Annotated in this window: 13 protein-coding genes and 1 pseudogene; 7 read left to right on the top strand and 7 right to left on the bottom strand. The window is 73.7% G+C overall.

The window, feature by feature from the left end; all coding sequences use genetic code 11:
- Window positions 1-73 precede the first annotated feature (73 nt).
- A complete protein-coding gene (locus AC0VYN_RS05290) occupies window positions 74-772 on the top strand; it encodes an O-methyltransferase (RefSeq protein WP_308032459.1) in 699 nt (232 codons plus the stop codon).
- A gap of 146 nt (window positions 773-918) precedes the next feature.
- On the opposite strand, the gene AC0VYN_RS05285 is transcribed toward AC0VYN_RS05290, so the two are convergent.
- Complete coding sequence (locus AC0VYN_RS05285; RefSeq protein WP_003966491.1) at window positions 919-1,086, bottom strand: DUF3117 domain-containing protein; 168 nt, start codon at window positions 1,084-1,086, stop codon at window positions 919-921.
- 341 nt (window positions 1,087-1,427) lie between these two features.
- On the opposite strand from AC0VYN_RS05285, the gene chcB reads away from it, so the two are divergent.
- Complete coding sequence (gene chcB / locus AC0VYN_RS05280; RefSeq protein WP_475536816.1) at window positions 1,428-2,237, top strand: 2-cyclohexenylcarbonyl CoA isomerase; 810 nt, start codon at window positions 1,428-1,430, stop codon at window positions 2,235-2,237.
- Window positions 2,238-2,277: 40 nt separating this feature from the next.
- Here chcB and AC0VYN_RS05275 read toward each other — a convergent pair whose 3' ends face one another.
- Entirely contained in the window at window positions 2,278-2,862 is a 585-nt protein-coding gene (locus tag AC0VYN_RS05275; RefSeq protein ID WP_385469263.1) for a DNA-3-methyladenine glycosylase I, read from the bottom strand.
- A pseudogene (locus AC0VYN_RS05270) lies at window positions 2,859-3,207 on the bottom strand (DivIVA domain-containing protein). The gene AC0VYN_RS05275 and the pseudogene AC0VYN_RS05270 overlap by 4 nt, the downstream one beginning before the upstream one ends.
- Before the next feature lie 230 nt (window positions 3,208-3,437).
- On the opposite strand from AC0VYN_RS05270, the gene folP reads away from it, so the two are divergent.
- Window positions 3,438-4,298: a dihydropteroate synthase gene (folP, locus tag AC0VYN_RS05265; protein ID WP_475536815.1), complete on the top strand. Its 861-nt coding sequence runs from the start codon at window positions 3,438-3,440 to the stop codon at window positions 4,296-4,298.
- A 79-nt stretch (window positions 4,299-4,377) separates the two neighbouring features.
- On the opposite strand, the gene AC0VYN_RS05260 is transcribed toward folP, so the two are convergent.
- Together AC0VYN_RS05260 and dapE are read right to left on the bottom strand one after the other, a co-directional pair.
- On the bottom strand, window positions 4,378-5,136 hold the full coding sequence (locus AC0VYN_RS05260) for an LOG family protein (RefSeq protein ID WP_475534992.1): 759 nt from the start codon (window positions 5,134-5,136) through the stop codon (window positions 4,378-4,380).
- Between the two features lie 108 nt (window positions 5,137-5,244).
- A complete protein-coding gene (gene dapE / locus AC0VYN_RS05255) occupies window positions 5,245-6,324 on the bottom strand; it encodes a succinyl-diaminopimelate desuccinylase (protein ID WP_385469267.1) in 1,080 nt (359 codons plus the stop codon).
- A 94-nt stretch (window positions 6,325-6,418) separates the two neighbouring features.
- Between dapE and AC0VYN_RS05250 the strand changes: the two genes are divergently transcribed.
- Window positions 6,419-7,393, top strand: a complete 975-nt coding sequence (locus AC0VYN_RS05250; protein WP_475534991.1) for a heavy metal transporter — start codon at window positions 6,419-6,421, stop codon at window positions 7,391-7,393.
- A 309-nt stretch (window positions 7,394-7,702) separates the two neighbouring features.
- The gene (locus AC0VYN_RS05245) at window positions 7,703-8,089 is read left to right on the top strand and encodes an ATP-binding protein (RefSeq protein ID WP_475534990.1); all 387 of its coding nucleotides are present in this window, start codon (window positions 7,703-7,705) and stop codon (window positions 8,087-8,089) included.
- A 314-nt stretch (window positions 8,090-8,403) separates the two neighbouring features.
- Here the strand turns inward: AC0VYN_RS05245 and AC0VYN_RS05240 are convergent, their stop codons facing one another.
- The gene (locus tag AC0VYN_RS05240) at window positions 8,404-9,519 is read right to left on the bottom strand and encodes a bifunctional succinyldiaminopimelate transaminase/glutamate-prephenate aminotransferase (RefSeq protein ID WP_385472598.1); all 1,116 of its coding nucleotides are present in this window, start codon (window positions 9,517-9,519) and stop codon (window positions 8,404-8,406) included.
- A 116-nt stretch (window positions 9,520-9,635) separates the two neighbouring features.
- Window positions 9,636-9,956 (bottom strand): ferredoxin, encoded by a 321-nt coding sequence (fdxA, locus tag AC0VYN_RS05235; protein WP_003973842.1) that lies wholly within the window; start codon window positions 9,954-9,956, stop codon window positions 9,636-9,638.
- A gap of 140 nt (window positions 9,957-10,096) precedes the next feature.
- Between fdxA and AC0VYN_RS05230 the strand changes: the two genes are divergently transcribed.
- Entirely contained in the window at window positions 10,097-11,110 is a 1,014-nt protein-coding gene (locus tag AC0VYN_RS05230; protein WP_475534989.1) for a GNAT family N-acetyltransferase, read from the top strand.
- A gap of 103 nt (window positions 11,111-11,213) precedes the next feature.
- The gene (locus tag AC0VYN_RS05225) at window positions 11,214-12,068 is read left to right on the top strand and encodes a transglutaminase-like and tetratricopeptide repeat-containing protein (protein WP_475534988.1); all 855 of its coding nucleotides are present in this window, start codon (window positions 11,214-11,216) and stop codon (window positions 12,066-12,068) included.
- Window positions 12,069-12,101 lie beyond the last annotated feature (33 nt).

Raw genomic sequence — 12,101 nt, 5'->3', positions numbered from 1 at the left:
CCCATCCGCCGCCCCCTCCGCAGTGCCGTTCGCTCCGTCGTGTCTTCCCGTATCCCTTTAAACGACCGGTCCCATCTGCGGGTTCCCGACGCCAACGGATACAGTCACGCCGAGGCAACGACGGGGACAGGAGAGGGTCATTACCGGCAACCGGCAGACGAGCTGGGCGTTCGCCGACGCCTATGTCGCCGAGGACGACGCGCTGCGCTGGGCGCGCGACCGGGCCTGCGAGGCGGGCCTGCGCTCGGTGACGCCCGGCACGGGGTCGGCGCTCGGGTTGCTCGCCGCCGCCGTGGACGCCAAGGCGGTCGCGGAGATCGGTACCGGCTGCGGCGTGTCGGGGATCCATCTGCTGCAGGGGATGCGGCCGGACGGGGTCCTGACCACCGTCGACCCGGAGCCGGAGCACCAGCAGTTCGCCCGGCAGGCCTTCCGGGCCGCGGGCTTCGCCAGCAACCGGGCCCGTTTCATCCCGGGCCGGGCCCTGGACGTCCTGCCCCGGCTGGCGGACGCCGGCTACGACCTCGTGTTCTGCGACGGCGACCGGCTGGAGTACCTGGACTACCTCGCCGAATCGTTGCGCCTGCTGCGTCCGGGGGGTCTCGTCGCCTTCGAGGGCGTCTTCGGCACCGGCAGGACGATCGACTCCGGACCTCAGCCCACCGAGGTGCTGCGACTGCGGGAGGTGCTGCGCGCGGTGCGGGAGAGCCAGGAACTGGTGCCGTCGCTGCTGCCGGTGGGCGACGGGCTGCTGTGCGCGGTGAAGCGGTAGCCGGCCCGGAGAAGCCGCCGCCGGGTACGGGAAAACCCGGCGGACCGGTCCGGGGAATGCCGGAGAACCGCGGAAACCGGGGAAAACAATCGCCCCGGCACCAGGTACGGCACCGGGGCGACTGAACGGGTATGGTCGCTTGCGCGTCAGCCGACGACCTTCTTGAGGGCGTCGCCGAGCGCGTCGGCCTCGTCGGGGGTCAGCTCGACGACGAGTCGACCGCCGCCTTCGAGCGGAACGCGCATGACGATGCCCCGCCCCTCCTTGGTCACCTCGAGCGGGCCATCGCCCGTCCGCGGCTTCATGGCCGCCATGCTCGTTCCCCTTCCTGATACCAGCTCACCGTCACCGCCGACGGCCCGTGAGGGCACGCGCAGTCCGGCACCGCGCGACACCGGCATCGAACACATTGCTTCCCGGCCATTATCCCGCATCCCAGGACCCGATGACCAACATCAGTCGGCATCGCTTGGGCAACGCGCGCGAGCAAAACCACTCAATTCGGCGATGTGGCTGCGATACTGCGCGCCCCGCCCCACTCCCACCGAATGGATACGGACCGGAATTCTTTGACGCAGGTCACATCCCCGCGGCGGTCCGCGGCCGGTGATCTCCGTCATGCTGTCCTGCAGACACAAGCCGCGACGCGGAGGGGATATCCATGGCCGACACCGTGCTCTACGAGGTGAGCGACGGGCTCGCGACGATCACGCTGAACCGCCCCGAGGCGATGAACGCGCTGAACATCGAGACCAAGGTCGCGCTCCGGGACGTGGTGCGGTCCGCCGCGGCGGACGAAGCCGTACGGGCCGTGCTGCTGACGGCGGCCGGGGAACGGGCGTTCTGCGTGGGCCAGGACCTCAAGGAGCACATCGGGCTGCTGGCCTCCGACCGCGAGACGGGCGAGGGCCGGACCATGAGCACGGTCCGCGAGCACTACAACCCGATCGTGCGGGCGCTTGCCGAGGCGCCGAAGCCGGTGGTCGCCGCCGTGAACGGGGTGGCGGCCGGGGCCGGCTTCGGGTTCGCGCTCGCCGCGGACTACCGGGTCGTCGCGGAGACGGCGGCGTTCAACACGTCCTTCGCGGGCGTGGCTCTCACGGCCGACTCGGGCATCTCCTGGACGCTGCCGCGGGTCGTCGGCCCCGGGCGCGCCGCCGACCTGCTGCTGTTCCCGCGGAGCATCGGCGCCCAGGAGGCGTACGAGCTCGGCATCGCGAGCCGGGTCGTCCCGGCCGCCGAGCTGCGCGCCGAGGCCGAGCGGACGGCACGGGCCCTGGCCGAGGGGCCGACGGTGGCCTACGCGGCGCTGAAGGAGTCGATGGCGTACGGGCTGACGCACTCGCTCTCCGAGACGCTGGAGAAGGAGGACGAGCTGCAGACGCGGGCGGGCTCCTCGGAGGACCACGGGATCGCGGTGCGGGCGTTCGTCGACAAGGAGAAGCCGGTGTACCTGGGGCGCTGAGTCCGGTGCGGGCGGGCGGTGCGGGCGTGGTCCGCGCCGCTCACGCCCGCCGGGCCGCGCAGGCCGCCAGGTGGTCGTCGACCAGTCCGCACGCCTGCATCAGGGCGTACGCCGTCGTGGGGCCGACGAAGCGCAGGCCGCGCTTCTTCAGGGCCTTCGACAGGGCCGTCGACTCCGGTGTGACGGCCGGGACGTCGGCGAGGGTCTTCGGCACCGGGCGCCCGTCCGGGTCGGGGGCGTGGGACCAGATGAGCTCGTCCAGCTCGCCGGGGGCCCACCCGGTGAGCACGCGCGCGTTGGCGAGGGTCGCGTCGACCTTGGCGCGGTTGCGGATGATGCCCGGGTCGGCGAGCAGCCGTTCGCGGTCCTCGTCGGTGAACCGGGCGACCTCGGCGATCTCGAAGTCCGCGAAGGCGGCACGGAAGCCGGGGCGGCGGCGCAGGATGGTGATCCAGGACAGGCCGGACTGGAAGGCTTCCAGGCTGAGCCGCTCGAACAGGGCGTCGTCGCCGTGGACCGGGCGCCCCCACTCCTCGTCGTGGTACGTCACGTAGTCCGCGGTGGACAGGGCCCAGGGGCAGCGCGGCACGCCGTCCGGGCCGGCGACGGCCTCGCCGGCGCTCACTGCCGCTCCTCCGGGGCCGGCTTCTCCATGGAGACGTGGTGGGCGGCGGCCCGGGCGCCCGCCAGCGCGGACTCCAGGTCGGCGATGCGGGCGTCGCGCTCGGAGAAGCTCGGCGCCGAGCCGGCCGAGGGCGTCGTCGACGTCCGCCATGCGGTAGCCGCGGACGACGAGCGGGAAGCGGAGCCGCTCCACGTCCGCGCGGGCCACCGGGCGGTCCGGGGGCAGCGAGTCCCGCAGCTGCTCGGGGGCGGCCTCGGGCAACGGCCCGCTGTCGCCGCCGCTCACCACGGCGAGCGTCACCGCGGCGACCACGACGGCGAGCGCGACGACGAGGAAGAGGAACATGACCACCGCTGGGGCCCCCATGGTCGGATCGAGCGCTGCGATCCCATTGTCCATCGATGGGTCGCGTCGGCTGGTTGGATCGGAGTCGTTGTGTCGGGTCCGATCGTGCCATGCGAGTCTGACAGTCGGGATCGCAGGCGGTCGAGGCACCCGGGCGGACGCCGAAGGGCGGGACGTCGGAGCCGGAGCGGGACGTGAGGGACGAAATGGGCGAGGAGATGTCACAGGGGATGCTCAGGCTGGGCAGGCGTGAGTTCGCGGCGCACGAGCCGGTGATCATGGCGATCGTGAACCGGACCCCGGACTCCTTCTACGACCAGGGCGCCACCTTCCGCGACGAGCCGGCGCTCGCCCGCGTGGAGCGGGCCGTGGCCGAGGGGGCCGCGATCATCGACATCGGCGGGGTGAAGGCCGGGCCCGGGGACGAGGTGTCGGCCGAGGAGGAGGCGCGGCGGACCGTGGGGTTCGTCGCGGAGGTGCGGCGGCGGTTCCCGGACGTCGTGATCAGCGTGGACACCTGGCGGCACGAGGTCGGCGAGGCCGTGTGCGAGGCGGGCGCGGACCTGCTGAACGATGCGTGGGGCGGTGTCGACCCGAAGCTCGCGGAGGTCGCGGCGCGGTACGGGGTGGGGCTGGTGTGCACGCACGCCGGCGGCGCGGAGCCGCGGACGCGGCCGCACCGGGTGACGTACGACGACGTCATGGCGGACATCCTCGACGTGACGGTGGGGCTGGCCGAGCGGGCGGTGGCGTTGGGCGTGCCGCGGGAGGCGGTGCTGATCGATCCCGGGCACGACTTCGGGAAGAACACGCGGCACAGCCTGGAGGCGACGCGGCGGCTCGGGGAGATGACGGCTACGGGATGGCCGGTGCTGGTGTCCCTGTCCAACAAGGACTTCGTCGGGGAGACGCTGGACCGGCCGGTGAAGGAACGGGTGCTGGGGACGCTGGCGACGACCGCGGTGTCGGCGTGGCTGGGCGCGCGGGTGTACCGGGTGCACGAGGTCGCGGAGACGCGGCAGGTGCTGGACATGGTGGCGACGATCGCCGGGCACCGGGAGCCCGCGGTCGCCCGGCGGGGGCTGGCGTAGGGAGCCGGGGCGTGGGCGGCGCGTCGGACGCCGACGCCCCCGCCGCCCCTGCCCACTCGTCTCCCGCTGCCGCCGGGTCCTAGCGGCCGGCCTCCTTGGAGACCAGCGCCACGGCCTCGTCCACGTCGTCCGTGACGTGGAACAGGAGCAGGTCCTTCTCCGCGGCCTTGCCCTGGGCGACCAGGGTGTTGCGCAGCCAGTCGACCAGGCCGCCCCAGTAATCGGAGCCGAACAGGACGATGGGGAACCGGGTGACCTTCTGGGTCTGCACCAGGGTGAGCGCCTCGAAGAGCTCGTCCAGGGTGCCGAGGCCGCCGGGCAGGACCACGAAGCCCTGGGCGTACTTCACGAACATCATCTTGCGGACGAAGAAGTAACGGAAGTTCAGCCCGATGTCGACGTACGGGTTGAGGCCCTGCTCGAAGGGCAGTTCGATGCCGAGGCCGACCGAGATGCCCTTCGCCTCCAGGGCGCCCTTGTTGGCCGCCTCCATCGCCCCCGGGCCGCCGCCGGTGATGACCGCGAAGCCCGCCTCGACCAGGCCGCGGCCCAGCTGGACGCCCGCGTCGTACTCCGGCGTGTCGACCGGCGTGCGCGCCGAGCCGAAGACGCTGATCGCGGGCGGGAGTTCGGCGAGCGTGCCGAAGCCCTCGATGAACTCCGACTGGATCCGCAGGACGCGCCAGGGGTCGGTGTGGACCCAGTCCGTCGGGGCGCGCTCGTCCAGCAGACGCTGGTCCGTGGTGCTCCCCTGGACCTGGTCCCGCCGCCGGAGGACCGGGCCCAGGCGCTGCTCCTCCGGTGGCCGCTTCTTGCCCTCGGGGTTGCCGGTGGCCATGTGCGCTCCCTCCGTTTGCTGGTGGTTCCACCTCAGCGTAGATCTACGCGGGTTACGTACGGGGGACCTCAGCATGTCCGGCACGCAGCGGCGTAAACCCGGGCGGGATCATGCCGTCAGCCAGGACCGCAGCCGCTCCTCGCCCGCGAGGACCTTCGCCGTCTCGACCCGCTCGTCCCGCTTGTGCGCCAAGTGCGGATTGCCCGGGCCGTAGTTGACCGCGGGGACGCCGAGCGCGGAGAAGCGCGAGACGTCCGTCCAGCCGTACTTGGGCTGCGGGGTGCCGCCGACCGCCTCGATGAAGGCCGCTGCGGCCGGATGGGACAGGCCCGGCAGGGCCGCGCCGCTGTGGTCGTCGACCACGAACTCGGCCACCCCGCAGTCCGCGAAGACCTCGCGCACGTGGGCGAGGGCCTCCTCGGGGCTGCGGTCCGGGGCGTAGCGGAAGTTGACGGTGACCACGCACTCGTCGGGGATGACGTTGCCGGCCACACCGCCGGTGATGCCGACCGCGTTGAGGCCCTCGCGGTACTCCAGACCGTCGATCACGGGGTAGCGCGGCTCGTACGCCGCCAGGCGCGCGAGGATCGGGGCGGCGGCGTGGACGGCGTTGGAGCCCATCCAGCCGCGGGCGGAGTGCGCACGCTCCCCCGTGGTCTTCAGAAGGACCCGAAGGGTGCCCTGGCAGCCGCCCTCCACCTGGCCGTCCGACGGCTCCAGGAGCACCGCGAAGTCGCCCTCCAGCCACTCGGGGTGGGCCTCGGCGACGTGCTTGAGGCCGTTGAGGTCGGCGGCGACCTCCTCGTTGTCGTAGAAGACGAACGTCAGGTCGCGGTTGGGGGCCGGCACCGTGGCCGCGATGCGCAGCTGCACGGCGACGCCCGCCTTCATGTCGCAGGTGCCGCAGCCCCACAGGACGCCGTCCTCGTCCAGCCGGGAGGGGACGTTGCCGGCGATCGGCACGGTGTCGATGTGGCCGGCGAGGATCACGCGTTCCGTCCGGCCCAGGTCCGTGCGGGCCACGACGTTGTTGCCGTACCGGTCGACCGTCAGGTGCGGCAGGGCGCGCAGCGCGTGCTCGATCGCGTCCGCCAGCGGCTTCTCGGAGCCGCTCTCGGAGGGGAAGTCGACGAGCCGCGCGGTGAGCTCCGCGGCGTCCAGCGTGAGGTCAAGCGGGGTATCGGCCATGCCCTCGACCCTACCCGCCGGGTCGTCCGCGGCCTTCTCGCACATCATCGGCACCAGCCGCCCCAGGAGTCCTACTCTCCAGTACCTTGTACGCGTGCCTGAGCCGTCCCCCCTCCGCAAACGCCGCGGCCGCCTCCTCCGTGCCGGGGCCGCCTCCGCGGTCCTGCTCGCGGTCGCCGGTTACCTCACGGTCCAGTACGTCACCGGCGGCACCGCGCCGGGCTGCAAGGTCGTCTCGGGCGAGGACGGCCGCACGGCCTACGAGTTCACGCCGGAACAGGCGGTGAACGCGGCGACGATCACCGCCGTGGGCACCGCGCGCGAGCTGCCCGAACGGGCGGTGACGATCGCCCTGGCGACCGCGTTGCAGGAGTCCGCGCTGCGCAACATCGACTACGGCGACCGCGACTCGCTCGGCCTGTTCCAGCAGCGGCCCTCGCAGGGCTGGGGAACCACGAAGGAGATCATGGACCCGGCGTACTCGGCGGGCATGTTCTACGACCACCTGGTCAAGGTGCCCGACTACCCGCGGCTGCCCCTCACGGTCGCCGCGCAGCGCGTGCAGCGCAGCGGCTTCCCCGACGCGTACGCCAAGCACGAGCCGGACGCCGAGCTGCTGGCGGCGGCCCTGACCGGGCGGTCCGCGGCGACACTGACCTGCCAGGGGCGTCCCGGCGCGCACCGGGCCGAGGGACCGGACGCGGTACGCGCGGCGCTGGTGCGGGACTTCGGACGCGACGTGCTCCAGCCGGCCGGCGCGGAGGTGGGCGCGTCGACGCGGCCGGCTCCGTCCGCGTCCCCGGGCGCCGGCGGCTCCGACGGGCGGACCGTCACCCTGCCCGTGGGCGCCGGCTCCGGCCCGGGCGCGGACCGGAACGCCGCGCGGCGCGGCTGGCAGCTGGCGCACTGGGCGGTGGCCAACGCCTCCGCGCTGCGCATCGAGCGGGTCGACTACGCCGGGCGGCAGTGGACCGCCGGGAACACCGACAGCAAGTGGCACGCGACGGGGGCCGGCGCCCACGGTGCGGGACAGGGCACGGGGCCGGTCCGGATCACGACCGCGCGGTAGTGCGAGCCGTCACCCGTGAGGGGTGACCCTGGCCGGTGTGCGGCGACCGGGTGCGGGGGTGTCGCGTCGTCGTCGCCGGATGCCCCGGAACCCGGGAGAGCCAAGGGCCGTGAGGGCTGCGAGGGCTTTTGGGCCGGCGACCTTTTGCCCGCTTTTCCGGGCAACCGATAATGCGACGTATTGCCAACTCTTTACGTCGGCGCGCCGCAACCTTCGACGCCCTCGAGCGGTAGTCACTGCGTCCGAGCCCGGCGATCACCCGCCGGGACGGGCCGGAACCTCATCGTTGTCTTGCGTCGAAGGAGCATCATGTCCCTCCCCCTGACCCGCCGGATCGCCCGTGCCGCGCTGCTCGTCGCTGCGGGAGCGGCTGCCGGGGTCGGTGCGGCCGGCTCCGCCAGTGCGGCTCCCGAGCTCCCGGCCACCCCGAACCTCGGCGGGCTGACCGCGCTGGACGCGGCGAACGTCGGCGCGTCCGTCGACGGTGCCGCCCGGAGCGTCACCGCGGTCGCGGGAGGCGCCGGCAGCGGGGCCCTCAAGGAGACGGTGCCCGCCGCGGGCAGGGCCGGCGGCTCGGTCGTCAGGAAGGCCACGCCGGCGGCGCAGAAGGCCACCGGGAACGCGGCGGACTCGGCTACGGGGCTCGTGGGTGACACGGCGGCGACGGCCACGAAGGGTGGGCTGCCGCTGCGCTGACGGTCGGATGCCGCCGGCTGTACGGCGACGGGGTCCGGGGGTGACCCCCGGACCCCGTCGTTTTGCTGTGCCGGTGCGTGTGCCGGTGCCTGCGTCCGTGCGGCGGGCGTCCGTCGATCCGTGCCCGGCGCCGGTGGCTGTGCCCACCCGTTCCGCCCTGCGGAACGACTGCCCACAGCAGGAGCGGGGGCGCACGCCCGCCCCGGCGGGAGCGGGAGCGGGAGCGGCACCGCATACCCGCCCCGGCGGGAGCGGGAGTAGGAGCGCCGCGCCCGCCCCGGTGGGAGCGGGCGTGGTTGTCGGGGCGGCGGGGGTTACAGGCGGGCTACTGCTGCTGCCACGCGGGCGTCCGTTGCCGTGAAGGCGACTCGGACGTGGTTCTCTCCCGCCGGGCCGTAGAAGTCGCCGGGGGCCACGAGGATGCCGCGTTCGGCCAGGTGGGCGACCGTGTCCCAGCAGGACTCGTCGCGGGTGGCCCACAGGTAGAGGCTGGCCTCGCTGTGCTCGATGCGGAAGCCGTGGCCGAGGAGTGCCTCGCGCAGGGCCGCGCGGCGGGCCGCGTACCGCTCGCGCTGGACGCGCACGTGCTCGTCGTCGCCGAGGGCCGCCACCACGGCCGCCTGCGTGGGCGCCGACGTCATCATGCCGCCGTGCTTGCGGATCTCCAGGAGCGGGCCCAGGACGGCCGGGTCGCCGGCCAGGAAGGCCGCGCGGTAGCCCGCGAGGTTGGACCGCTTGGAGAGGGAGTGGACGGCGACGAGGCCGTCGTAGGAGCCGCCGTTGACGTCCGGGTGCAGGACCGAGACCGGGTCGGCCTCCCAGCCCAGCTCGAGATAGCACTCGTCGGAGACGACCAGGACGCCGTGCTCGCGCGCCCAGGCGACGATCCGCGTCAGGTCGCCCTTCGAGAGGACCTGGCCGGTCGGGTTGGACGGGGAGTTGAGCCAGAGGAGCTTCAAGCCCGCCGGGTCCAGGTCGGTCGGGCCCGGCGCGTCGGCGCCCGGTGTCAGCGTGTACGCCTCGTACTCGGCCCGGGCCAGGCGCGCGCCGACCTCGTACGTCGGGTAGGCGAGGCGCGGGAAGGCCACCCGGTCGCCGGGGCCGAGGCCGAGCTGGGTCGGGAGCCAGGCGACGAGTTCCTTGGAGCCGACGATCGGCAGGACGTGGCGGTGGGTGACGTCGCGGGCGCCGAGACGCCGCTCGACCCAGCCGGTGATCGCGTCGCGCAGTGCCGGGGTGCCCCAGACGGTGGGGTAGCCCGGGGAGTCCGCCGCGTCGATCAGGGCCTTCTGGATCAGCTCGGGGACCGGGTCGACCGGGGTGCCGACGGAGAGGTCGACGATGCCGTCCGGGTGCGCGGCGGCCGTCTTCTTGTACGGCTCCAGCTTGTCCCAGGGGAAGGTGGGCAGGCGGTCGGAGACTGCGGACACGTTACTGGCTCACTTTCGTCGTGGCCGCCCGGTACGGCAAACGCCTCGGTCCCGTGCGGCGCCGATCGGGGTGACCGGGCCGTACGGGACCGAGGCGGCGCGCGTGCGGGCCGCCGTTACTGGTTCTGCGGCGGCAGCGCGGCGACGAAGGGGTGGTCGCGCTCGATCAGACCCAGCTTGCTGGCGCCGCCGGGCGAGCCGAGCTCGTCGAAGAACTCGACGTTCGCCTTGTAGTAGTCCTTCCACTCCTCCGGAGTGTCGTCCTCGTAGAAGATCGCCTCGACCGGGCAGACCGGCTCACAGGCACCACAGTCGACGCATTCGTCCGGGTGGATGTACAAGGACCGCTGGCCCTCGTAGATGCAGTCGACCGGGCACTCCTCGATGCACGCCTTGTCCTTCACGTCGACACAAGGCTGCGCGATGACGTAGGTCACGCTGTCGTTCCTCCTCGATTGGGCGCTGGCGGGCCTCCTCAGGCTCCGCCGCCTGGCGCGCGGGAGCGCGGCGTCGTCGATGCCCGCCCCTAGTATCTCCGTTCTTGGGCATGATCCGAACAGGAGGGGTGGACCGACCCGTGGAAATCTCTGCCGCCGGCCGACTGGAGGTCCGCATCACGGCCGCTGACGTGGGCAAACGAGTATCCGTCCGGCGCTTGAGCGAACCTGGTGTCGCAGGTGAGAAGTTCACCGACACGGTCGGCGTTCTCACATCATGGGACAACGGTGTGCTCCAGATCACACGGAGGGGCGGCGAGTCGGTCCGGATCGCGGAGTCCACGCTGGTCGCGGGCAAGCTCGTGCCGGCCGCCCCTGCGCGTCGCCGCGGCCCCGCCACGTCCTACGAGGAGCTGGCGCGGGTCGCCGCGCGGGCCTGGCGGCCGGTGGAGAGCGAGCGGCTCGGCGCATGGGAGCTGCGGGCGGCGTCCGGGTTCACCCGCCGGGCCAACTCCGTGCTGCCGCTCGGCGATCCGGGGATGCCGCTCGACGAGGCGCTGACCGCCGTACGCCGCTGGTACGGCGCGCGGGGACTGCCCGCGTACGTCCAGACCGCCACCGGGGCCGAGGGCACGCAGGAGCCGCTGTGCGCGGAGCTGGAGCGGCGGGGCTGGGTGCGGGAGGTGACGGCCGAGCTGTGGACCGGCGGGCTCGCACCGGTCGCCGACCGGGCCGAGGGGGCCGGGGTGGTGCTGTCCCGGGAGGCCGACGAGGCGTGGCTGGCACGGTACGGGCGCAAGGGCGCGAGCGACGTGGCGCTGCGGGTGCTGCACAGCGGACCGTCGGTGTGGTTCGCGACGGTGCCCGGCTCCGGGGCGCCGGCCGCGATCGGCCGGTGTGTCGTGGACGGGCGGTGGGCCTCCTTCGCGGCCGTCGAGGTCGATCCCGGGCAGCGGCGGCGGGGGCTCGCCACCGCCGTCATGGCCGCGCTGGCCCGGCGGGCGCTCGACGAGGGCGCCTCGGCGGCCTGGCTCCAGGTCGAGGCGGACAACGCGGGGGCGCGGGCGCTGTACGCCGGGACGGGGTTCTCGGCGCATCACGCGTACCACCACTACCGCGCGCCCGACGGTGCCGACGGGGCGGGGCGGGTCTGAGCACGGGCGCCGCCGCGCCGGTCGCCGGTCGCCGGTCGCCGGTCGCCGGTCGCCGGTCATTCTTCATCGTTCGCCGATCGCCGTGAGAGGGCACGAGCCTGATATGCGTCACCTCCCCCACCCGCCGCCGCCCGGGCGTTCCGCCGAGGTGCGACGCCGGTTCGCCGAAGAGGCGCGGTCCGAGCGCCCCGACCTGTCGACGCTGTGCTTCCTGGTGGGCGCCGAGGCGGACGGGGCGCTGGACGAGGCGGGCATGGACGCCGCCCAGATGGAACTCGACCGGCTGGCCGGGCAGGTGCCGTTCCGGCCCGGTTCGCCCCGGGCCTGGGCGGTCGCGCTGCGGGACCTGCTCGGCGAGCGGTACGGGTTCCACGGGGCCGCGGCGGACTACCGGCGCCTGGAGTCGTCGTTGCTGCACGAGGTGCTGCGGCGCCGGCGAGGGCTGCCGATCCTGCTGTCGGTGGTGTGGCTGGAGGTGGCCCGGCGTGCGGGGGCGCCGGTGTACGGGGTCGGGCTGCCGGGGCACTTCGTGGTCGGGTTCGGGCCGGAGGGGGAGCGGGTGCTCGCCGACCCGTTCGACGGGGGGCGGGTGCTCAGCGGGGACGACGCGGAGGTGCTGGTGTCGGGCGCGACGGGGGCGGGGCTGCATCCCTCGATGCTGGAGCCCGCGGAGCCGCTGGACGTGGTGGCGCGAATTCTCAACAACGTCCGGGTGTGGGCGGCGGCTCGGCCGGAGCGGTCGGACGTGGGGCTGTGGGCGATCGATCTGGCGCTGCTGTTGCCGTCGCACGCGGCGCGGTTGCGGTACGAGCGGGCGCAGTTGCTGGTCCAGCGCGGGGAGTTCGTGGCGGGGGCGGAGGAGCTGGACGCGTACGCCGACGTGGTCGGAGCGGTGGACGAGGGGGCGGCCGAGCAGGTGCGGGGGGAGGCGCGGGCGGCTCGGGCGTTGCTGAACTGAACGCCGGTGCGGTGAGCGGCGGGTGGGGTGCGC

This window comes from Streptomyces sp. 63XJN7_1_ISO-PGPR-S23-121, assembly GCF_056173025.1.
This window is presented reverse-complemented; position numbering and strand designations above follow the sequence as displayed.

What these genes read in the sequence shown, in the direction of transcription:
- AC0VYN_RS05225 (WP_475534988.1), top strand. Translation starts at nt 11,214, where the DNA reads ATGCGTCACCTCCCCCACCCGCCGCCGCCCGGGCGTTCCGCCGAGGTG.
- AC0VYN_RS05260 (WP_475534992.1), bottom strand. Translation starts at nt 5,136, where the DNA reads ATGGCCACCGGCAACCCCGAGGGCAAGAAGCGGCCACCGGAGGAGCAG.
- dapE (WP_385469267.1), bottom strand. Translation starts at nt 6,324, where the DNA reads ATGGCCGATACCCCGCTTGACCTCACGCTGGACGCCGCGGAGCTCACC.
- folP (WP_475536815.1), top strand. Translation starts at nt 3,438, where the DNA reads ATGCTCAGGCTGGGCAGGCGTGAGTTCGCGGCGCACGAGCCGGTGATC.
- AC0VYN_RS05245 (WP_475534990.1), top strand. Translation starts at nt 7,703, where the DNA reads ATGTCCCTCCCCCTGACCCGCCGGATCGCCCGTGCCGCGCTGCTCGTC.
- AC0VYN_RS05285 (WP_003966491.1), bottom strand. Translation starts at nt 1,086, where the DNA reads ATGGCGGCCATGAAGCCGCGGACGGGCGATGGCCCGCTCGAGGTGACC.